Raw genomic sequence first — 21,741 nt, 5'->3', positions numbered from 1 at the left:
ACCGCGAGTGATCACAGCTGGCATCTTCTCCACACAGTCAAAGGCGAATTCATAGTGGAAGAGCACTAATGCACTTCGGGAATCGCCCGCTCGGCCCGGGTTTACCGAGGAGCGCATCTAGGACAGTCCCTGGACTGGGAGGGCTCAATCGGTGTCCGGGTCGAAGATGTAGAAGTCTTTCGCCCATGCGGCAATCAGCTTGTTTCCTCGCAGATGCAGTGTCTTCATCAACCGGTCTCGGCAGTACCTTTCCACGGCCGGTCTTGAGAACTTATCCTGGATCAGCGCTCGATGTTGACCATCGCTGAGAAGGAACCGTGGGTCTTCGTCCACAAAAGTGGGCGAGCATACCCGTAACTGGAGAAATTCGCCGAAGGGTTCACGAGTGGGGTCACGCTTCGGTCGGCCAAAGGCGCGAAATATGGATCCAACAAACCCGTTGTAATAGGTCAGCTCAACCTCGAATACGGTGGCCCATTGATCACCTGGTGTGCCGAATGGCTCACGTGTGTATTTTCTGTCGTCTTCCGGATCAATAGTCCACAATGGAGTGTCGCGGACCTGATCTCGCTCCTCGTAGACGCTTGAAATTTCTAACATACCTTGGTTCCCTCTGGTTGTTAATGTAAACGGATCGAATGTACCCCTGTTAAGGTGCCGCCCTCGAAAGAGGCCAAAGTCTGGCAATACATTATGAAGGCGGGAGTGCTATACCGGATTTCCCACGCTGGCTGGCCGTCCCGTATGCCGAACCGCTATCGGTGAAGGCGCACGTCAATTGCTGTTCTTGGGTCGGTATCGAGGTGGTTGTCCCGTTTACCCCGTCCGGTGAGTATTCCGGGACAGGGACGCGGTGCGGCTCGCGCTTCACGTCTCGGAAAGCTACTGCTTTCAAGAAAGAAAATTCTTCTCCGGCGGTTCATTTCCACTCGCGCGGACCACGCCAATCGGTTTTGTCATGAAAAGTCGTCTCACAGGTTCGCGTGTCCAAAACGGCCGCATCCGGCACGGCAGCCGGCGGCTCCGCCAGGGCAGCAACACGCCGCAAAATTTTGCACCGAAACCAAGACCCGAAACCTTAACTCACCGAAACCGTGCACAGACCGTTTTCGGTATGCCGAGTAGGATGAAGCGAAACCACGAGAGGGGAGGGCCACCAATGGCCGCCGAGTTCAACGTCGAGGCCCGCTGGCCCGAGCTGTTCGACGAGCTGACACCTGATGACCGCCGGCACGTACTCAACGCCCTGGCGTCGAATTGGCATGAAGGCTGGAAACCAAACCGTGAGGATGTCGAGAACCTGACCGACTATGCACGCGGTGCCATCGACCGGGCCGAATACAGCCGGCGGGTCGATATGGCGGCAGCACGCGACAAAGCACACCGCACCGCCGGCTGATGGCACAGTACGACTCGTGGGACTCCTACTTCTGGGAACCGGACGGCAAGGTGCTGCGCAACCTCTACGGCGAACACGACGCGGACGAGCTGGCCCGCAAAGAGTACGCTGAGACCGCCGCGCAGCAGTTCGACATCGAACGCGGCCGGATCGACATTGCCCGCACCTATGACGCCGGGCATTTACGGACACTCCATTACGAGCTGTTTAAGAACGTCTATGAATGGGCGGGGGAGTACCGCACAGTCGGGATGAAAAAGGGTCCGACTGCCTTTGCCCATCCGGATGCTATCGACCTGTACATGTCGGAGGCTGCCGAGTCCATCCGTTCGTTTTCGTGGCAGAGTTTGGACCGGGATGGATTCGCCCAGGCGGCCGCCGAGACGTTTTCCTTCGCCAATCAGGCGCATCCATTTCGTGAAGGCAACGGACGGGCGACCAAGCTGTTTATGCAGCAGGTGGCAGAAATGAGTCCGTGGCGGATTGATTACACTCCGAAATTGTCCGGGATGACGGAGTCTGCCTGGCGGCTGGCCTCGTTGCAGGTGCGCCCGGCTGAGGGTACTTATGATCCACGGCCGGGCCGTATCGTTCCCGTTTTCCATGCGATGGCCCAGCCACGCGAGGAACCACCTACGGCGGAACCATCGTCGGCACAGAAAGTGATCGAGCTGACCCGGCAGCGCCGCGCGGAAGCCGAGGCCCAACGGGAGCAGCGCCGTACAGAACGCCGGCGCGAGCCACCGGGGCTACAGCAGGGCAGGGGAGGCCCGCAGCTATGAGCTACGTCGGTTACTCAAGAACCTCCGCACGCGAGCAAAACCCGGCAGCCCAGGAAGCAGAACTGATGCAGGCCGGAGCCATCAAGGTGTTCGTCGACCACGGTGAATCGAGCCGGGTCACCGAACGGCCGCAGTGGCAGGCCTGCCTCGATTTTTTGCGCGAGGGCGACACCTTGGTGATCCGCGAATTGTCCCGTATCGCCGGCACTGAAGTGATCGCCATCCAAACCATTAGCAACCTGCACGAGCGCGGTATCAACATCAAGTCCCTGACCGAACCCGACATCGATACGACCACCCCTATGGGGCGTGCACTGTTTGGAATCGTGGCCGTCTTCGCCCAACTGCGCGTTGATACCATCCGTGAGAACACCAGGAGCGGTCTCGCACACGCCGCCTCCCAGGGCAGGATCGGCGGACGGCCCACCGTGATGACTCCCGAGCGCATTGACGCCGCCGTTCGGTTGAAGCGTGAAGGTAAGAGCATCGCCACCATAGCCAAGACGTTTGGTGTGGGCAGCTCGTCGGTCGCGCGGGCGTTGAAGAGGTATTCGGATGAAGACTGAAGCGCAACGGTTCTGGGCCAAAGTCATCCAGGGCCCACGTCCGAATGACTGCTGGCTATGGACCGGCGCGATAGCAGACGACGGTTACGGTCGGTTCTGGGTTTCCCGCGAGAGTAAGCAGCAGGCGTTACGCCCGCAACGCTTCGCCATGGAGCAGGACACCGGCCTTACCCTGACTGCTGATGTGGTGTTGATGCACAACTGCGATGTGCCGATCTGCGTACACGCCACCGCCAGTTTGGATTCACATTTGGTATCGGCGACCCAGGCACAGAACATGTGGGACCGGAGCCTGAAAGGACGCCACGCGAACGGCGCGTCGTTCCACTGGCGCGGTGTCGGACGCCAACAGGTGGCCGCTCAATCCAGGGAGCTGCGTGCTGCCTTGCGCGAGCATGGCTGGGTCGAGGAAATCATCAGGCCGATGCTCAACGGATACGACCCGGACGAACCAACCTTGTTCTAAGCCGCCTGCTCACTATCCGCTGCATCGTTGGGCGTTTCCCCGCCCGCTTCACCGGAACCATCGCTTCCAGGTTCGGCCGCCGACCGGGCAGGTTTTACGTCGTTGTCCGGCGTGGTGGCTTTCTCGGTTTTGCGCACGGTCGAAACACTGAGGCCGAGCCGCTCGGCCACCCCGGAGCGCGGCTCCCCGGTGGACAGCATCTTCACTATTTGTTCATCGGCGCGTGTGCGCACGGCGGCCGTGTCCCTGTCCGCTTTGGCGCGAAGTTCGGCAATCTTCTGATCGAGTGCCGCTTGTATATCCTCGATTTCTCCTTGGGCCATGAAGTAGCTTTCGGCGTGTTCCAAGAGCTGGTCTTCGCGCTTGCGCCGGTCTTCGGCCAATTCATAGGCACGCTTCCGCGCGGCTGCCTGGCGGCTGGCTTTCGTCTGCTGTGCCATGGTTCGGCGGCTCCCTTCGTTGTGTTGATTTCTGCCCTTCCATCCTCACACAAAACCTAACGGTTACGGCCGCTCTGACGAGCGGCCGACCTTCGCCCGGAGACGGAAGGTTTTGCCGAGAACACTGCTTTGCAGCATCGGAGCGGCCTGTAGCCGCCGGCTGCTCTGTGCAGCCCGCACACCCGTTGGACAGCTCAGAGATTTTGCCCTCCGGTCTCTGACCTGACCACACGTGCACGGCCCGCACTGCTTCGCCTGCCCACAATCGACCGCGATCATGGAAAACGAAAAGCGTGTTTGTCCACAATGCGCGGTCTCATGTGTACAGCCGCATCGAAGTTTCGATGGACTGAACCAGCTGCGATTTTTGCGTTGATACTCACTAGTTCGCATCAGTCAAAAACGAGCAGTTTCGTCACACCTCTGGCATTTCGAATAAACGAGGTAGAGTGAGCGCCGTGATGACCGTCCACGTGCTCAGCGCGGGGGATGGTTATGCGTACTACACCCGCGAGGTGGCCAGCGCCGACGAGCTGCGCCAGCCGGGCCGCGAGCTGGGTGATTACTATACGGTCCATGGGATGCCGCCGGGCTTGTGGGCCGGTGCCGGTATCACCAATTTGGGCCTGTCCGGGGAAGTCACCGAAGAGCAAATGCGGCACTTGTTCGGGGAAGGACGGCACCCGGACAATGAGCGGATCACCGCCGAACTGGTCACCAGGGGAGCGACCAAGAAGGAAATCTCCGACGCCACCAAGCTGGGCCGGGCCTATTACCAGTACAAGGCCAAAGACCGCACCCTGCTGGCCACATTCCGGGAGGCCGAAGGCGACTTTGAACGCCTCAACCACCGGCAGCCGACCGAGGCGGAGCGCCGCCGGATTCGGGCCAAGCAGGGAGCAATAGCCTTCCGCATCGCCAAGGGACGGCCACCACAGCACACCGAAGAACTCGGCAAATTCATCACCGCACAGACCCGCCCGCAACAAAACCCGGTCGCCGGATTCGACTTGGTTTTCTCACCCGCCAAAAGCGTGTCGGTGCTGTGGGCCCTGGGAGACGAACACACCCGCGAGGCCATCGAGAAGGCCCACGAGGAAGCCATCACCTCGACCATCAAATACTTGGAACGCGAAGCGATCGCCACCCGCACCGGAACCAACGGCGTAGCCCAGGAGGACGTCAAAGGCGGAATCATTGCCGCCCGGTTCCGCCACTATGACTCCCGCGATGGCGACCCGCAACTGCACGATCACCTGGTGGTGGCCAACAAGGTGCAACTGGCATCGGGCAAGTGGCTGTCCATCGACAGCGCCCTGCTGCACCGGCAGGGAGTGGCCGCCTCCGAGGCCTACAACATGGCCGTAATGAACAACGTGCAGCGAGCCTTGGGCGTGACCACCACCGCACGGCAGGTCAGAGACGGAAAGCGCCCGGTCATGGAAATCGCCGGCATCGATCCCACACTGACGGAGAACTTCTCCAAACGCTCGGTGTCCATGCGCCAGGTGATGAAGGAACTGAGCAAAACCTACGAGCAGGACCACGGCCGGACCCCGCCCGCCAAGGCCCGCATCGCACTGGCCCAGCAAGCGAATCTGGCCACCAGGGAGGCGAAAAAGAAAGCCCGGTCACTGGCCGAACTGCGCACAGAGTGGAAGAAAGAAGCACTGAGAACCGCACCCCGGCACACGGTGAGATCCTTGCTAACGAACGCGCAGAAGATCGCACTGCAACGCCGAAAGGCCGAGCTCAAAAACCCGGAGGCAGAACGCAGTGTTGATATCCAGTCGGCTGCCAAAGCGGTCGTGGAGGAAGTCTCCACCCACCACGCGGCATGGGGTGCGCACATGCTGGAGGCAGAAGCACGACGCTGGGTCCAGAACCACCGGCCCGGCCACATCGTGCCCGATGAAGTGGTGCAACGAATCACCCGCGCCGCCATTGTCGACGAATCCATTGCACTGACACCGGCCTCCGTGCATGGCGCGTTCCAGCCGCTGACACGCCGCGACGGGAGCAGCATCTACGAACACAAAGGCCGGTCCCTGTACACATCGGAAGCCCTGTTGAGGGCCGAAGACCGGCTTATCGCGGCCGGCCGTACACCGGTCATCCCGGCCGCCACCGGAGCTAACTTCGAGGCCGTCGCGCTAGCCCATGACGGGCCGCTCGATGCCGGGCAGCGCAATTTGGCATTGCAGTTCGCCACCAGCGACAAGCTGCTGCTGGTGGGGACCGGCCCGGCCGGAGCGGGCAAAACCACGGCACTGAAAATGACCGCAAGGACCGTGGAAAATGCCGGCGGACGCGTCGTCGCCCTAGCCACATCAGGGGGAGCGGCCGACGTTCTGGGACGCGAACTCGGAACAGAGGCACACACCATGGCGCTGTTCCTCAAACGCCACGAACAGGGACCGCCCCGGAACCAGGAATTCGCTGTAGGACCGGGAGATGTGATCGTGGTCGACGAAGCGGGCATGGCCGGCACGAAGAGCCTGGCCCGCGTGCTCGACATCGCCGAAAACTACGGTGCAGCCGTCCGGTTGATTGGAGATGACAAACAGCTCTCCGCTGTCGAAGCCGGAGGAGCACTGCGACGGTTGGAAAGCGAAGTCGGTTCCGTCCAGCTCGAAGACGTCCACCGGTTCCAAGACCCCAAGGAAGCAGCCGCCTCACTGGCGCTGAGGACACCCGCACCGGGAGAGGCCGACCCCTTCGGCTACTACCTGGACAACGGCAGGATAACCGGCGGCAGCACCGAGCAGATGATCGACAACCTGTACGGGCACTGGCAGGAATCAGCCAACGCGGGCAAAGAAACCGTGATGATCGCCCACCAGAACGCCTCCGTCGCGGAGCTGAATGCGCGCGCGCAAGCGCACCGGTTGGGCACAGGGGAGACCGGCGGGAAAACCACCGTGCGCCTTCGTGACGGGCTGGACGCCTACAACGGCGATATCGTCGTCTCCCGCCGACCGGAAAGCCGGCTGAAACTCAACGGCGGCCGCGACCAGGTGAAAAACAACGACCGCTGGATGGTCACCGACGTCCACTCCAACGGCTCCCTGTCCGTGGAAAGCCTCACCCACGGCGGCACCATCCGGCTGCCGGCCGACTACGTAAAACAGCACGTGGAAATCGGCTACGCCTCGACCGTCCACCGCGCCCAGGGACAGACCGCCGACGTCTCCCTGATCATGGCCGACGCCAGCACCACCAGGGAAAACGCCTACGTGGGACTGACCCGAGGCCGCGAAGAAAACCACATGTTCGTCGCCACCGAACACGGCCAGGACGTCACTGACGTGCTAAGCACCATCGCGGGCAACAATACCTCGATGCTCTCGGCTCACGACGCTGCCGAGATGGAATCAGCCCGCGTGGACAGCCTCGCCGCCCTAATGGCGCAGTACCAAGACGCGGCCACCCGCGCCGACGAGCTGCGAGTCGCGGCCGTAGCGCGGACCACTCTTGCGGATCAGGCTGAGCAGTTCATCGCCTCGCCGGCATGGGGAGCCGTCGCGGCCGCCATCCGGCACGGAGAAGAAACCGGCTGGGACCCATCAAGGTTGCTCGCCGCCTCCCACCGCGAACGTAACTACGCCGGGGCCGATGACGTGGGAGCAGTACTGTCAGCCCGTATCGAGAGCCGGATTGAACGCGGCCGCGAATTGGCCGACCGAATGACGGCCAACGGCAAGGCCCGGCCGCTGGAAAACCTCACCGACGCCCAACTCGATTCATTGCTGGCCACCGCCACCGCACGCAAAGAGTCCGCGGCCGCCGAACTCGCACAACAACCAGCCCAGGAAACAGCACCACCGGCACCGCCGTGGCATGAGCGCCGCTTCGGCCGACTCTCCGACGACGACCTCAGCCGCCGGCTGACAAACGCCCGCGAACAACTGCGCAAAACCCGACAAACAGACGAAAGCCCAGAGGACGGCCGGCAGGCCGATAAGGACCGTAAGACGCACTGGCTGATCAACCAGCTCAAGGCCGAAAACGACACACGTCAGCTCCTCCCCACGCAACAGCGTGCACGGGAAACCATCGAACGCGGACCGGTCACCCTGCCCCGGCGGCATCCCAGCGCCGACGAGAACGGTCCCACACACGAGCTGAAAGGCATGAAAGAGCGCATGTTCCAGGCAAAAACCGTGGAAGCACGGATCACCGCCGAGCAACGCAACCGCGACCTCATGCCCAGCGGTCACGACTTGACCGAATCTGTCCGACCGGATGGATTGCCCGAATGGATAGCGCCGGCACGGCCCGCAGTGGACGAACTGGTGCCCGCATCATGGCGCGAACATCTGATCGAGCGCCGTCGCGAACTTGGCCGCCTACTTCAAGAACGCGGTGCTGCCGTCGGGGCCGAACGTCCGGAATGGTCCCAACAGCTTGGGGACGTACCCGCCAACCCACGACTGAAGAACGACTGGTTGCGCCTCGCCGCCGAAATTGAAGCATTCCGAGCCCGCTATCAGGTCGATCCCGCCGAGCCTGCCCCAATCCCGGCAGAACTGGCCCTGGCCGACATCGGAAAAGAACTGACCGCACGAACCACCGCAATACGCAAGAGCGCTAAGCTCTCCACAGGTGGCAATGAGCCGACAGAACAGAGCACCGAGCGGCACCAACGGCTGGAAGCTGAAAGGGCGGCCAACGCACCAAGGTCGCAGGCCGCCGAACGGATCGAGCAAATGCGACGCGAACGCCAACAGGCGGAAGAACAGCGGAAGCGTGAGCTTCAGCAACGACGGCAGGGGCGCACCGAACCGCAACAACGGCGCAGAGGCCCGCAGCTATGACCAAGAGTAAGCCCCAACCGGTCGCCGGCCCCGAGGGCGATGCAGCCTATGCCAGAGCATTACCCATACTTGAATCCGTTGCAGCGGCCGCCGGCATGCCTACTCCACAATTGTGTATCGTGACATCCGTATCGGTTCAGCCAGGCGGGGACAGCACCGCAGAAATCAATTTCCGCAATCCACAGCAGGTCCTCCTCAAGTTGCCTGTCGCTGTGGCGTTGGAAGCGAGCGACGCGGGTCTGCGCTGGTTGATGACACACGAACTTGGCCACGTGGCCACGCAGGATTCACCTTGGTATCGCCGCCGGTTGCTGTTGTTCTTCGCTGTCGTCATTGGATTGCTTTTCCCCCTCGCGGCATACGTGTGGTCAGTGGTGAACCTGCTAGTACTCCAGCAAGAGGCTCCAGTGTCGGGTGGCTGGGTGTTCGCCGGTATTGTTCTCTGCCTGTTCCCTATGGCCGGGGCAATGTATTGCTCGCGGCAGATTGAACACGGAGCCGACGCGTTCGCCGCGCGGCACCTGGACAGCACCGAGGGAGCGCGAGAACAGTTCGCTTTCTTCGACGAACGGCGTCCATCAAGAACCCGGCTCCAGCGGTTTCTTGAGCGTCCATGGAGCACCCACCCCAGCCACGAACAACGGTTGAAAGCTATGAACGCGGCTCTGGAACGAAATCTTGATATGCCTCAATAAGCCCCATCCCCATGCGAGACGATTCGAGCATTCTTAGCTTGCGCCCAAATTGGGAGCTCTTCGCATACTGTTCCAGTTTGACATCGACAGTTGCCTGCTGGCTCTTGTCCATAATGAAGTGGTCGGATCGTAGCGGCCCCCAAGGGCGGAGGCAGTTCAGGTCAGAGCATCAGCAATCCGACGGATCAAGACGTATCAAGGGGAATTCGCAAGATATGAAGGGGCCTGTTCTCGAGAAAATTGCGGCACGATGCCATAGCCGCGAGCTATTCAGGGGGGGGCATCTTTAATTCTCGGCATTTTCCTGGTCCAGATCGAACGCCTCGCGAAAGGAATTGATCACTGGGATCAAAGGTTGTTCGGGAATCCATCCTTGCTCGGCAGGGGATAATTGCCCTATTCGAGCCGCTGCGTCTCTACCATCATCTATCCAGCGGGCAAGCCCAACTTCATCGTCCTCGACTAGGGTCCCCCGAGCAGTGCGAATCCAAGCGCGCTGCTTGACATCCACGAACCGGACTGAGCCATCAGTGTTGCTGAGGTCGCCTGTCACGTAGACACGAGCGGTTAGTGTGTTGGTCGCGCCTGGGGATGGATTGCCGACGATCTGGGGCCCCATGTGGCAGTGCCAGCTGTCGCCTTGAGGCGAACTTTGTGGATTGGCTCACGTCCAGCATTTGTCACACGCAGCATCAGATCGACGCCAATCGGATAGCCAGCGGCATCAGCCACCGGAGCTGTGCCGCAATCGACGGTGACGAGTCGAGCCTGGTGCAGCCTCTCCTCCTCGCGGTTACCAACGTCACGGTCCCGCTCCAAAGCCACCATTTCAGCACTTGCCTTTGCGGCGTTCCGGGACGTGTACGCCGCCCAACCAGCAAACCCGGCTGCTGCCATCGTGCCGACCGCAGTTAGTATCTCGACGATTAACTGCCAATTCTCCATAATAATTGAGCATCCTCTATCCGATTCACGACCTCGACGTCTTCGAGCGCACCCGTTGCACCCAAGGAAACCGCGCAGTATGTGCCGATTCCGGTGCCCACCGTGCTTCGTTGCATATGCCGAAATTGCCGCAGGGCGGGTACGCAGCCCGCAACAACCCCTGATAGTTTGTCGTCCGGACGCATCTGAAGGCAGCCAGTGTGCTCACACTAGTCGCAGCGTCAGGCGGCTCCAAGTCAATCCGCACGGGGAATCGATGACTGGAGCAGCGGAGCCGTCAACGAGGCCCGCTACTAACCGCCATTCCGGACAGTCAGTTCGCCTTATCGTGAATTTTCGCGCGGATCCTCCTCATACCCCGAGACTGTTGCGTTCGGAGGCATCACAGGCAGCAGCGATCTCGCGTCAGAAGGTCGAAACTGACTCGGGCGATGGAAGGTCACTGTATTGGTGCTCCTGTTTGTTCGGCGACAGGAGCTGTCCCGGCTCCGGTGTACTCGTTGAAGTCGTCGTCTGTGGATGGCCCCAACGGAATGTTTACCGGGTCGGTGTGCCCGGCGCGGCACTTCCCCAGTCCCCACGGTTGCGAGGTTATCCGGTCAAGGGTGGGCCACAGCAGCCGCTCATGCCAGTAGGCCGGCGAATCATTGGGCTCGCCCTGACCAAAGTAAGCGTAGCGCCAAGCGACCCACAGCGCCGTCAGTTCCTCCACCACCGCCGGATGCCGGAACCAGCAGCCGGGGATTCGGGACTTCTCGGTCACCCCGTATCGGCCGTTGTACCAATCCACCCAGGCGCGCAATTCGACCCACATCTTGCCGCCTGCCGGCTCGTCTAGGTAGCGCCAGCACCACGGGTCCGCTTCGCCATCACTGTCCTGCCCTTTGGCCACCATCTCCCCGACGAGATTAGCCAGCTCGTCCATGTCCCGGCGTAGCTGCTTGAGCTCCTCCGGCCGGTCAGCGGCCGCCTCTTCGGTGATCTCACCATCGGCACTGTTGCCGTCCGGCAACGTCTCTGTATCGCCTCCTGCCTGGCTATTGGGCTCGGTGTTGAAGATGCTCATGTGGTCCTCCCCGTGATCTTCTCTGCGGCGCGCTTGTCGTCCCTGATAGCCACGGCGTCGGCCCGTTCCCAGAACGGCGTCAGTTGCACGCGGGCGGGGCGCAGATTGCGGTAGGCGATCATTGCCTGTCCGACGTCCATTTGCTGTATCTGTTCGGCGCGCATCCGTTGCTTCTCATCATTGCTCCACGTGATGGAGCCGCCGGACGGGCCGCTGGTGGTCGATTGCCGGCGGTGCTGCTGTGGCCCCATGGATTTGGCGATTTTCTCCAGTTCGTCCAGGTCCTCAAGTCCGGGCAGGTACATCTTCACCGTGCACGCACCTTTGATCGCCTCGGCGCCGTCCCTGCCCCAGCGTTCGCGGACCTGTGCGAAAGTCTGGCTGAATCCAATCACGCGGATGCCACGGCCGCCGGAGTCGGACAGCACTGAAGCCATGGACGGGAACGCGGCCGTGTTCACCGCCTCATCCAGAATCATCGTGAGCACCGGCCACAGTCGGCCGCCGACGCGCTTCTGTGCTTCTTTCTGGCCGGTGCGCACGATGTGGTCAGCGAACATGGACAATAGCGGGGCCACCATCTCCCCGTCCCTGTCCGAGAGCAGATAAAGCGTGTTGCGGCCGGCCAAAAAATCGTTGACGTCGAAGCTTTCGCCCTTTGGCGGGCACAGCATTTCCAGCGCGCGTGGCGATGAGAGCGGTTCGAGCAGCCCGGCGATGGTCTCTTGAATGGAATCCACCGTTTCACCGGCCCGCGACGCCACCAGCGATTCCAGCCGCTCCACAAAACCGGGCGTAGCCTTGTACTGACGCAGCAGGCCGATGGGCTCGGTGTTCGACAAGTCCATGGACCAGGCGTTGACTTCACGCATCGACAGACCCGCCAGCGCGGCCGCGTGCATGTACCGGCCGAGGACCGCCCCGGCTTTGGCGTTGAACCAGTCCCCACCCTTGACGTTGCCCATCGGCTGAGCGCCCGCCCATGCTTTGCCGCGCTTGAGTGCCTCTTCAGGGTCTTCACACCCGTCGAGCGGATTCCAGCGCACTGTGTCCGGCCACCCGGAAATGTTCTGTAAGTCGAACACATGCACATCACCGGCACGCTGCCTGCCCACGGCGGTGTGCATCAGCAAGTCGTTTTTGGTGCTGGTGGCCACCACCGGCCCCGGCGCATCCAGCAACTGCCCCACAGCGATAAAGAGCGTCTTACCGGAACGCTGAGGCGCGTAGCACCACGTGGAATCTTCATGCTGCATGTACAGGTCTCTGCCGGCCAGCCGGCACAAATGAACAATAATATCTTTTTCGTCGACATCGGCCGGCAGCTCCAGAATCTTACGGGCCTGTCGAACCGCCGCCGGCCGCCCGAGGGTGTCCTTGACTTCCTTGTAGGCGGGCATGCCATCGAGTTTCTTCCGGCTGGCCTTCCACACCATCACCCGGTACAAGCCGTACCCGGCCGCGCATACCAGCAAGGCAAGAAGCCCGTACACCAGCCAGCCCGGACCCAGGCCCCCCTGCTCGCTGTAGCCGGCCATTGGGTTCATTGGAGAGGCCTTCACGGCGGCGATTGAATCGACCAGCGAGATGCCGCCCTGGCCAAAGATGGCCGACGCTGCCGCCACCAGCAGGTGAAACACGAAGAACAGCGCCAGCGCTGCTGCGACGATGCCAATGCCTGCCAGGATGAAGATGTTGTCGGCCTTCATTGGCTGTTTTGTCTCTTGTGCCGTGGCCACCGCTCAGCCCACCAATCCGATAGTGGCCCGGCTGTTCATCGCCTCGTTGGTGTCGGTCAGCGCCACCTCTACGGAGCTGCGCATGTGCGTGACCATGATCGGGTCGCGGGAGCCGATCTTCAGCACGCACACACCCGGGGTCAGCTTCGACAACACCTTGTGAGTATCCGGCGGCAGGTTGAGCAGCCGTTCGGTCTCGATCGCATTGTCTGTCTTCTTCTGCCCATACAGAAACACGGTGTCGCATTCTTTGATCATCGAAATGGCCGGAGACCCGGCCGGTATGTCGCTGGGATGATGGAACGCGAACATCGAGGCCAGCCCGGTTCCACGCGAGAGTTTGGTGTTCCGCTGTGTCACTTCCGCCACGGTGCCCTTGACCAGGTGCCACGCTTCTTCGACCAGCAGATGCGTCGGCACACCCTCACTCTGCCGATACAGCGTATTGGCCAACCAAGTATTTATCACCATCATCACAATGCTGATGGCCGGCCCCTCTTCGGGTAGCGCGGACAGATCGAAAACGGTCAGCCCACCGGTCAACTGGATGTCATCACTAGTGGGTGCATCAATGATCCCGGCCAGGTCATCATCAATCATCCGCTCCAGCTCACACGCCGGATCATAACCCCATTCCCTCAAGGCCTCCAGCGGTACTTTCGCCAGCTCAGCGGCTTCTGGGCGTGGCGTGAACAGGAAATCCTTGATGTCACCAATGACCGGCTCGCGGTCCTCGCCACGGGCATGTTCCAGGGCCGAGTGGTGAGCCACCCGCAGCGCCTTGCCCTCCTTCGGGCTCACATTCCGGCCCAAGGCTTCAGCCAGCACCGCACGTAGCAACTGCAACTGCCCGGCCGGCGTCTTCGACGTCTCCGCGCTCCCGCCGCTCTCAGTGTTCCGCGACGCGATCCTCGGATCGAGAATGTTAATACGCGAACCTGAACCATCCTGCGACAACCGGATCGGTTCAACGCCCAGCGCCTTCGCCAGCTTCGTGTACTCACCTACGGGCGGCTGGCCCTGAGCCTTCTTGTCCAGCACCACCACCCGGCGTCCCAGCACGAGAGCCCGCAACACACCCCAGGTCTTCATGCCCGAAGACTTACCTTTGCCCAAATCGCCGATGAAACACACGTTGGGTGATTCAATCCACCCGTTTTCGTAGGCGGTGAACGGGTCGTGCGCGATCATCCACCCGCTGGAAGCATCGATACCAAACAACAGACCCTTGTACGACGTCGGGGACGCCGCAACTGCTAGATTTGTCGCCTCACACTGGCGCGTGGTCGAATCCGTCCCCACAGCCGCCGGCTCGTAGAAGCCGACTTTATCGGCCCAACCCGACCGCTTGCCGCCGTGCCACCGTGCTGGCGGCTCTTCCGGCGGCCGGTGACGGGCCGCCGCTGTCGCAGCGGCTTTCGCCTCGACGCGGCGGGCTTTCCTTTTGCTCTTCTTATTGTTTAGTTCCGATTTCGTCTCCGGCGGTGTCAGCACACTCATTTCTCGCGGATTCCTCTCACTAGGGGCAGGCCGGTAATCAGGCCCACGTCGTGGCGCTCGTCCAGCCAGGACAAATGACTGATCCCCGCATCATTTGCGGTGATGTCCATCGTTTCGGTTGCTTCCTCCAAATCCTCCAGGTTGTCGGCGCTAATGGTGATATACAGCCCAAACTGTGCGCCGTGGTAAGGCGAGCCCATCTTCAAATCAATGTGGCGTTGCTTCGAGGCGTTGAATAAGACGTCCTCGGTGCCGTCCGTGACGAGATCCGAACGCGCGGCCTTATCACGGGAGGCCTTATCGGAGGTGTAATCGGTCCTTGCCCTCGTGCGGGCCTTCCGTGCATCGATCAACCGGTGTACCGAGCTGACTGTGTGCACCACCGAGGGGCTCACTCCGGTCACCAGCGCCGACAGGGTTTGCACCGGCCGCGCCTCCGGTGAAATGGCGCGCGGCGACACGTAGGCGACCTTGCTGAACCAGCGGTCGTTGACCACGGCGTGCCCCGCCGCGCGGCCATCTGTCTTCTGCCAGCAAGTGGCCAAATCCACACCGTCCAGGTCGTCGATGTCGTATGAGGGGTCTTGCAGGGAGCGCAGCAGCGCGGCGACGTGGCGCTGCCCTAGGGCACGGACGCCGGACATGCCGCCGGCCCTCAGCCTGCTGGAAGCGAGCTTGACTTCCTCGAAAACGGCCGCGCCGATAGCTTCGTCGCCTTTCCCATACCGCTCGGCTTTCTTTCGCAATCTTTGTCCCCACGGAATGGAGACCGCGACGTAGGCCCGGTGCTGTTCCGATTCGGATTGGGTCAGGTCGATCAATTCGCCGTAGGAGGCAACCAGCAGCTCGTGTGCGTCGGGCATAATTTGTTTCTTCACCCACGCCAAGTGATCGGATGAATCCATAGGCACGGCGCGGGCGATCTGCTGCACACCCTCAATCAACGACCGGGCAGATGCCAGTGCCGATAGGGTTTCGCCCCAACCGATATACGCCTCATCGATTCCGTCTTCGGTCTTGACCCCGCCTGCGGTGCCGGTGACTTCCAACACCACCGAGTAATACGTTCCGCGCGGCAAGCCCTGGCGCAACACCACAAGGGAACCGCCGCCGGTCAGGTTCACATCGAACCAGCGCACATCGCCGACCGAATCTGGTGCAGACAACTCCTGCTTCAGGCGGCGCTGCCACCACTTCCGGCCGGTTTCCTCTTCATCCCGGCAGGGCGGAATGAACAGCGACCGGCCCGTCACATTCCGCCACCGGTGATGCAGACTCATCATTTTCAGGGAGGCCGGCGACAAGTCCCCGGTCGCCGCCCAGGGTGTGAACGCCGCTATGCCGGCCGCGGCGATCAACAACGCGCTCACCAGCCCCAGCCAATGCCCACCCGTACTGTAGGCCACGCCCAACCCGGTCAGCAGGAATGCCATCAACGCATACCACTCGTATCGGTTGCGGCCGCCACCCCACATGCCACGTTTGATGACTTCGCCGCCCAAAACTGCTTGCCGTGACATTTAGCGGCTCCCTTTACTGAAGGTCTGGTGCAGCATCCTGCACCGATTGACGGGCCTTGCTCTGAGCCTGTTTCGCTGACTCCACCGCCGCCTGCAATGCCACAGCAGCACCGGCGGTTGCTGCACCGCCAGCAGCGCTGCCGCCCGCCTTGCCGGCACCACCGGCCGCGCCTGCACCACCACTGCCGCCGGCAGCACCGGCACCACGCGGACCAGCCAGGCTGGGACCGCCCCCGGCTGGGGCACCAGGTGTGCCGGGTCGGCCGGTCTGAGGGCCACCACCTTGGCCACCTCCACCTCCGCCGGGTTGGGCGCCAGACGGGGGCTGAGTCTGCGGGGACTGTAGCGGCGCAGCCGGTTGCTGACCTGATCCTTGGCCGCTGTTTTTAGACGAGGTACGTTTCGCCCGCTCCAGCATCGTGTTCGTAACTTTTTCCACCCCGGAGCTGGCCGCCGAACCAACCACAGAAGGCGCGTTGCGAACCGAACCAGCGTTGGAAGGCAGGATCGGCGCGTACTTCAAGAGCAGCGCCGGAGACAGTACCACCATCATCAAGGCCATACCCACCATGAACACAGTGGCCGCGTTTTCGAAGCCCTGCCCCAAATCACCGGTGAAGACGTCAATGGAGCCGGTCATCTTGACCGCGAAACCCAACAACAGCAGTAACAGCGGCTTCGAGAGCATTATCGCAAGCCACCCAATCAATACCTTCTGGGCCTTCGACCGCCACTCAGGATTAATCAGCATGCCCATCGCCAACGCCGCCACAAAGCCCATGAAATACGCTGCCAATGCTTGAAGAATCAGCAGCGCAACCGTGCCAAAAGCGCCCAGGAACAGGATGCCCCAGACCAGGATGCCCACGACAGAACCGAAGAAGCCTCCAGCCTGCATATTGGCCATCGTCGAGACGACTTCCAACAGCTGGTCAAAACCGGCCGTGGACCAGCCAATGATCCCGTCGCTAATCCCGTTAATCCAGTTACCGATCACGTATGCCAGTGCCGGACCCATCAGCAACAACAGCAACGACAGTGGCCCGAAATAGGCAATCCCCTTTGTGGCCTCTTCACCGTCAATACGGTTCTTGCCCACACCCTGAAGCGTCAGCAACACCATCACCGCGATGACCAGCACGCCGATACCGGCCACAGCCGCCCACGCATCACGGAACCATGTCTCAGCGGCATCAAAACTCGTCGCATGAGAAATCGATGACAGCACCACACCCACCGAACTGGTGGACTGCTCCTTCAACGCGTTAGCCATATCATCCAGGGCGGTTGACGGATCAGTGATAAACGACACCGCATCACCCACCGCCAGCACTGCCGGCGCATGCTGCTGCAACGCCATCCGCCACGCAGCATCCAACACCGGACCCAAGTTCTTACGAAATTGTTCATTCAGAACGGCACTACAAGCTGTCCCGAACATAGAATTAACCTGCCCTAGTGCGGGGCACACTGCCCCGCTGGTGATGGCAGATTTGAAGGCGGCCAAGTTTTCGTAGCTCCCGCCGACTGCACTCGTGACGGCACTCTCACAGGCTCCCGTCAGGCCGACTGCGCCCACTGCCGTGGACAACGCGCCGGAATCTCTACATACCGCCTTGGCGTAGGCAGATGAAACCGCAGCGCCGACCTTTTCGCGTTGTTTGGCGGTGAGCTGGCTTTCATCAATCGCCTGCTGACCGGCACCGTCTGAGGGTGCAGCGTCAGCGACCGGTATAGCGACGAACGACAGGCAGAAGAGCGCCGCCAGGATTGCCAGCAGCCGCCGCCTAGTTCCGATTGACGTTGGCATAGTCAATCCATCCCTTCAGCGGCTTATCGGTGTTCAGGTTGACCAGGAACCGGTCTCGTAACTGTTCACTGAGCGGCATTTTGTCCGGGTCCTGGGGGATAGTGCCGGAGTCGGTAATGATGATTCGGCTGGCCGGATCGTCGCTGGTGGATATATCGGCCACCTTCCAATCGCCATCGCTCCACTGCAACGACACCTGCCGGGACTGACAATCAATCGACGCCGGGGCCTTCTGGCCCTCCACCACGAATGGCGCAGTGTAGGTGCAGGGGAACACTCCCACGACGGCAGCCGCTTCGGGCTCGCAAGACTTCACCTTGTAGGCCCCACCCCACTTGGGATGCACAACCTCCTTGTAGTCCTCTAGGAATCGTTTGCTTGCCTCGTCCCCGACGCTCTCAGGGTCAACTTTGGTCAGTTGGTCCAGACGCGCTTCTTTGTAGGAGCCGGGCAACACGATTTGATCGAGCAGTGCCTTGTATTCCTCGTCGCTGACGACGTGCACGCTTTCCAGCGCTTTCAGGTAGTTGGTCGCGGCCTTCACGGCTCCATCACACGTCGGTTCGTAGCCGATCATGGTTACCCCGTCTGCTCCGACTTCGGCTCCCCCGGCACCAGCGGCAATACCGGTCGCAGTCTCGGAGGCGGGCGATGGTTCCGTGTCTTTGCTGGGGATGAACGAGCTGGGAATGTTTGAACCGACTACCACCGCTATCAGTGCCAGCACCAGCACCACCGCGCCGCCGATTATCCACTTACGGCCTCGGGGTGGAGAGGTTGAGTCGTTGTCTTTGTCTGCCATACCAGTTCCTTAGCAGTCGGGCGGGAAATCTTTTAGATGGACGCGACGAAGATGATCCCCGCGATGATGGCCGGAGCTGCGGCGAGCCCGGCAATCGCCAGCCCGGCTTTCTTCATCCCGCCGGCACCATCGGACAGGTCATCTGAGTGACCTGTTTTCTTAGCTACCGAGTACTTGCCCAGGCCCATCAAAAATGCGCCGACAGCTATCAAAACGCATATCGCCCACAGGCCGCCAAGGATCGCTACGATAGTGGCGTTGAACTCAGTGCCAAAGACGCTGAGTGTCGGGGTGACTCCTTCGAGAGGGTTTTCAATGTCTTGGGCGAGGATGCGCCCGGTATTGATTGGATTAAGCATGAGACTTTTCCTTCTGATCATTAAGGGTGAGACCGTCAGCGACCGCCGCTGCAGCCCTTTCAAATGCACGGCGGGTGGGCTCGGCCACCAACCGCCAATCAATGATTGATCCGTCATCGAGATGCCCGTCATAGGGCACATCAACCACAATCCGGACGCAATCACTGAGAGCTTCCCGCAGCTCCTGCTGCTTTTGCGGGCTTTCCCGCTTCCCGCCGCCCTGTGTCAACAGCACGACGGCGTCACGCACCAGAGCGCTGTGTCCGGTGTTTTCCAACTGTTCAATCATCCGCATCGCACTGACCACCCCATCAGTCTTTAGCGGTGTCGGGATCACGAGCTGGTCCGCGTGATCCATGGCCGCGAGCCAGTTTTCAGCACGCGTGTTATTGCCCGTATCCACGAAAAGCAGATCGTAAAACCTGCTCACCAGGTGGTGAATCCGGTCGAACTCGTCCCGACCGATGTCGCGCATCCGGTCCGGGTCCTCATCAGAGGCCAGCACGTCGAACTTGTTATCGCCCTGCCGCCGGATGAAGCCGGACAAATCGCCGCGTCTGGCGTTGATGTGCTCGAAGCTGTCCAGCTCCCCCATCAAATCCCACACAGTCTTGGTCGAGGCATTGGACATCGTACGCAGCGCCAGCGTGCCCATCGTCTCGTTCGCATCCCAGGCCAACGCAGGTATCCCGTTGTTCACACCGAAAGTACTGGCAAGACCGACCGTACAGAGGGTCTTGCCCATCCCACCCTTGGGAGTGGCCTGCACCACCGTCTGTGGCCGTGAATAGGTCCGCTGTGTAGCAGCGATGTTTTCTCGTCGCTGGAGTTCTTCGCGGCCCACCTTAGGGTTGATCGCCCCAAATGTCGCCGCGCGGATGAACGCCTGCCAGCCCGTCTCAGCCGGCACCAACGCTGCCGATGTGTCCGCCGGCAACAGTCTCGCACTGCGTCGTCCCCTCACCAGCGGCACAGCTTCAGAGTCCGCTTCCGGCTCCGCTGATACGGCCGCTGGCCGCTCTTCAAGACTGTCACCGCCGGCCGCTAGAGTCTCCGCGGCACCGCCCAACTGTTTCGTGATTTCGCGGCTCACACTATGGGGACGGGTCATATCTACAGGCGAAGGAGCGCCAGTGTCCCGCTCGTTGCCCTGCCAGTGAGTAGTCATTAAATTCACCCTTTCCTAGTGCTGTGACTTAATTTGGCGAGTACAGGTACGCGCTTACTGCATCCGCGTTGATAGTGCGCGTGTTGTACTCGTGGTCATTGGGTGCGACGTTGTATTCCTCGAGGAATACGGTGCCGTCCTTGTTGACTTTGGAGACCATGGCGACGTGGCCGAGGTTGCCGGCTCCGGCGGCTCCTGGTGCGAACCATGCAACGGAGCCTGCTTTTGGTTTGCTGCCGTAATCCCAGCCGTTGATCTGCCATTGGTCACGCCATGAGATGGCGTTGCCGTTGCCATTGACGAGGGTCTGGTTGGTCCACTTGAACGGCGGTTTGGTAATCCCGATTTGCTTGTTCAGCCGCCAGATAACGAAGTCCACGCATTCGCGGTACAGCATTCCAGTGTCCGGGTTGGCGGCTGCTTCGACGCCGACTTGCTTCCATGTGGGTTTGTTGGGCCAGGAATAGTCGTCTTTGGCCTTGACAGGCTGGGTATCGCCACATGAGGCGGCCGGGTCCACGCCCCCAAGGGCGTTGGTGACTTTGACGGCGGCCGGCCAGTACTTCTGGTAGTGGTACGGGTCGGCGTTGCGTTGTGTCCGGTGTGCCGCTTCGGTCGGGGGCAGCTCCTGCCAGCCTTCGACGTCGAGCATGGCTTCGAAGAAGTTTGTGGCGCTGGTGGTGGGGTCCATCCGGTCGTCGTAGGAGCCCCACGCCCCATTGGCACGCTGCTGAAAGAGCCCGCGCGAGTCGGGGCCTACGGGATCGCCCCGGTCGAGGACGCGCAGTGAGGATTCACCCATCGCTGTCATGACGCCAATGGTTTGACCGCGCCGATTGATTCCCAGTGCTTTACCTGCTGCGATGACCGCCGCTGCGTTGTGCAGCTGCTTGCCGGAGTAGCCGGCAACAGCACCGGACGGTATGGATTCACCGCTTGAACTGTCTGCCTGCGCTGCCAGGCAGGGTGGGGACGCTGCGGCGGCCGGTTCCGGTTCGGGTGTGTCTCCAAGGGCCAGGAATCCGGCGACCACCAGTACGACTGTTCCGCCGGCGACTGCGGTTTTACTGCCGGCGCTCATGGGCCGTTTTGTGGCGGGTTGATGCGTTCGACCTTCCACGGCGAGTCATTACCCTGCCGGCTGAGGACCACCTTATACGCCCCGGCGTCGGTGGGCACTTCGATGGTGATCACCCTGGGACTGGGAGCCACGCCTTCGGGCGGGGGGACGACTGCTGCCTCGCCGGTCACCTCAGTGGCCGGGACGTTGGCCGGATTGGTGTAGCCGTACGATTCGGCAGCTTTGGGGGTCAACAGGGGCGAGAGTTCTTCGGCCCATCGTTCGGCGTCCAGCTTCGGCCTCGCGTAATACGTCATGGCCTGGGTGGCCACGTTGAGGGCATCGGCGGTATCGGCCTCACCGATTGTGGCGTCAGGGTCCGGGGCCGGTGTGCTGTCGGGAACGTGCCTCTCTTCCTGGGCCTTAGGAGTTGCCGCCAATGGGAACGACGGCGTGGCACTATGTTCACTCGCTGGCTCCGTAGGACCGCCACATGCAGCAGCACTCAGCAGCATCACGGCGAACAGGGCCAATCGTCCGTTTCGTACCGATTTCATTGTGATCCTCCCGTGCAGTAGTGCTTGATCTGCCGCGTCAACTCCAGAGC

The 21,741-nt window shown here is 61.4% G+C and carries 20 protein-coding genes; 7 read left to right on the top strand and 13 right to left on the bottom strand.

The window, feature by feature from the left end:
* Positions 1-144: 144 nt before the first annotated feature.
* Entirely contained in the window at positions 145-600 is a 456-nt protein-coding gene (locus ACX80B_RS17565) for a hypothetical protein (protein ID WP_459298559.1), read from the bottom strand.
* Between the two features lie 559 nt (positions 601-1,159).
* Here ACX80B_RS17565 and ACX80B_RS17560 point away from each other — a divergent pair.
* Genes ACX80B_RS17560 through ACX80B_RS17545 form a run of 4 tightly spaced genes read left to right on the top strand, consistent with a single transcriptional unit; the run spans position 1,160 to position 3,213 of the window.
* On the top strand, positions 1,160-1,399 hold the full coding sequence (locus ACX80B_RS17560) for an antitoxin VbhA family protein (protein WP_459298557.1): 240 nt from the start codon (positions 1,160-1,162) through the stop codon (positions 1,397-1,399).
* A complete protein-coding gene (locus tag ACX80B_RS17555; RefSeq protein ID WP_459298555.1) occupies positions 1,399-2,181 on the top strand; it encodes a Fic/DOC family protein in 783 nt (260 codons plus the stop codon). The genes ACX80B_RS17560 and ACX80B_RS17555 overlap by 1 nt, the downstream gene beginning before the upstream one ends.
* On the top strand, positions 2,178-2,747 hold the full coding sequence (locus ACX80B_RS17550) for a recombinase family protein (protein WP_459298553.1): 570 nt from the start codon (positions 2,178-2,180) through the stop codon (positions 2,745-2,747). Before ACX80B_RS17555 ends, ACX80B_RS17550 begins: the two co-directional genes overlap by 4 nt.
* The gene (locus ACX80B_RS17545) at positions 2,737-3,213 is read left to right on the top strand and encodes a hypothetical protein (RefSeq protein ID WP_459298551.1); all 477 of its coding nucleotides are present in this window, start codon (positions 2,737-2,739) and stop codon (positions 3,211-3,213) included. The genes ACX80B_RS17550 and ACX80B_RS17545 overlap by 11 nt, the downstream gene beginning before the upstream one ends.
* On the opposite strand, the gene ACX80B_RS17540 is transcribed toward ACX80B_RS17545, so the two are convergent.
* Positions 3,210-3,653, bottom strand: a complete 444-nt coding sequence (locus tag ACX80B_RS17540; RefSeq protein WP_459298549.1) for a hypothetical protein — start codon at positions 3,651-3,653, stop codon at positions 3,210-3,212. The two genes, ACX80B_RS17545 and ACX80B_RS17540, sit on opposite strands and share 4 nt — an antisense overlap.
* A gap of 461 nt (positions 3,654-4,114) precedes the next feature.
* Between ACX80B_RS17540 and mobF the strand changes: the two genes are divergently transcribed.
* Both mobF and ACX80B_RS17530 read left to right on the top strand, forming a co-directional pair.
* Positions 4,115-8,470 (top strand): MobF family relaxase, encoded by a 4,356-nt coding sequence (gene mobF / locus ACX80B_RS17535; protein ID WP_459298604.1) that lies wholly within the window; start codon positions 4,115-4,117, stop codon positions 8,468-8,470.
* Positions 8,467-9,165 carry a M48 family metalloprotease gene (locus tag ACX80B_RS17530; RefSeq protein WP_459298547.1) on the top strand — a complete coding sequence of 233 codons (699 nt, stop codon included), beginning with the start codon at positions 8,467-8,469 and terminating at the stop codon, positions 9,163-9,165. Before mobF ends, ACX80B_RS17530 begins: the two co-directional genes overlap by 4 nt.
* A gap of 567 nt (positions 9,166-9,732) precedes the next feature.
* Here ACX80B_RS17530 and ACX80B_RS17525 read toward each other — a convergent pair.
* Positions 9,733-10,110 (bottom strand): hypothetical protein, encoded by a 378-nt coding sequence (locus tag ACX80B_RS17525; RefSeq protein ID WP_459298545.1) that lies wholly within the window; start codon positions 10,108-10,110, stop codon positions 9,733-9,735.
* Between the two features lie 5 nt (positions 10,111-10,115).
* On the opposite strand from ACX80B_RS17525, the gene ACX80B_RS17520 reads away from it, so the two are divergent.
* Positions 10,116-10,274 (top strand): hypothetical protein, encoded by a 159-nt coding sequence (locus ACX80B_RS17520; RefSeq protein WP_459298543.1) that lies wholly within the window; start codon positions 10,116-10,118, stop codon positions 10,272-10,274.
* Between the two features lie 275 nt (positions 10,275-10,549).
* Here the strand turns inward: ACX80B_RS17520 and ACX80B_RS17515 are convergent, their stop codons facing one another.
* From ACX80B_RS17515 to ACX80B_RS17470, 10 genes are all read right to left on the bottom strand, one after another.
* Positions 10,550-11,176: a DUF4913 domain-containing protein gene (locus ACX80B_RS17515; protein ID WP_459298541.1), complete on the bottom strand. Its 627-nt coding sequence runs from the start codon at positions 11,174-11,176 to the stop codon at positions 10,550-10,552.
* Complete coding sequence (locus ACX80B_RS17510; protein WP_459298539.1) at positions 11,173-12,885, bottom strand: type IV secretory system conjugative DNA transfer family protein; 1,713 nt, start codon at positions 12,883-12,885, stop codon at positions 11,173-11,175. Before ACX80B_RS17510 ends, ACX80B_RS17515 begins: the two co-directional genes overlap by 4 nt.
* Before the next feature lie 33 nt (positions 12,886-12,918).
* Positions 12,919-14,415, bottom strand: coding sequence for an ATP/GTP-binding protein (locus ACX80B_RS17505; RefSeq protein WP_459298537.1), 1,497 nt, complete (start codon positions 14,413-14,415; stop codon positions 12,919-12,921).
* Positions 14,412-15,935 carry an SCO6880 family protein gene (locus ACX80B_RS17500; RefSeq protein ID WP_459298535.1) on the bottom strand — a complete coding sequence of 508 codons (1,524 nt, stop codon included), beginning with the start codon at positions 15,933-15,935 and terminating at the stop codon, positions 14,412-14,414. Before ACX80B_RS17500 ends, ACX80B_RS17505 begins: the two co-directional genes overlap by 4 nt.
* 13 nt (positions 15,936-15,948) lie before the next feature.
* Positions 15,949-17,745: a hypothetical protein gene (locus ACX80B_RS17495; protein ID WP_459298533.1), complete on the bottom strand. Its 1,797-nt coding sequence runs from the start codon at positions 17,743-17,745 to the stop codon at positions 15,949-15,951.
* The gene (locus tag ACX80B_RS17490; RefSeq protein WP_459298531.1) at positions 17,723-18,547 is read right to left on the bottom strand and encodes a hypothetical protein; all 825 of its coding nucleotides are present in this window, start codon (positions 18,545-18,547) and stop codon (positions 17,723-17,725) included. Before ACX80B_RS17490 ends, ACX80B_RS17495 begins: the two co-directional genes overlap by 23 nt.
* Before the next feature lie 32 nt (positions 18,548-18,579).
* On the bottom strand, positions 18,580-18,906 hold the full coding sequence (locus ACX80B_RS17485) for a hypothetical protein (RefSeq protein WP_459298529.1): 327 nt from the start codon (positions 18,904-18,906) through the stop codon (positions 18,580-18,582).
* On the bottom strand, positions 18,899-19,816 hold the full coding sequence (locus ACX80B_RS17480; RefSeq protein ID WP_459298527.1) for a MinD/ParA family ATP-binding protein: 918 nt from the start codon (positions 19,814-19,816) through the stop codon (positions 18,899-18,901). Before ACX80B_RS17480 ends, ACX80B_RS17485 begins: the two co-directional genes overlap by 8 nt.
* Positions 19,817-20,102: 286 nt before the next feature.
* Positions 20,103-21,155: a CHAP domain-containing protein gene (locus tag ACX80B_RS17475; protein WP_459298525.1), complete on the bottom strand. Its 1,053-nt coding sequence runs from the start codon at positions 21,153-21,155 to the stop codon at positions 20,103-20,105.
* Entirely contained in the window at positions 21,152-21,691 is a 540-nt protein-coding gene (locus ACX80B_RS17470; protein ID WP_459298523.1) for a hypothetical protein, read from the bottom strand. The genes ACX80B_RS17475 and ACX80B_RS17470 overlap by 4 nt, the downstream gene beginning before the upstream one ends.
* Positions 21,692-21,741 lie beyond the last annotated feature (50 nt).

It is taken from the genome of Arthrobacter monumenti, assembly GCF_054511255.1.
The sequence above is the reverse complement of the archived record's forward strand: the minus strand, read 5'-3'. Positions and strand labels throughout refer to the sequence as shown.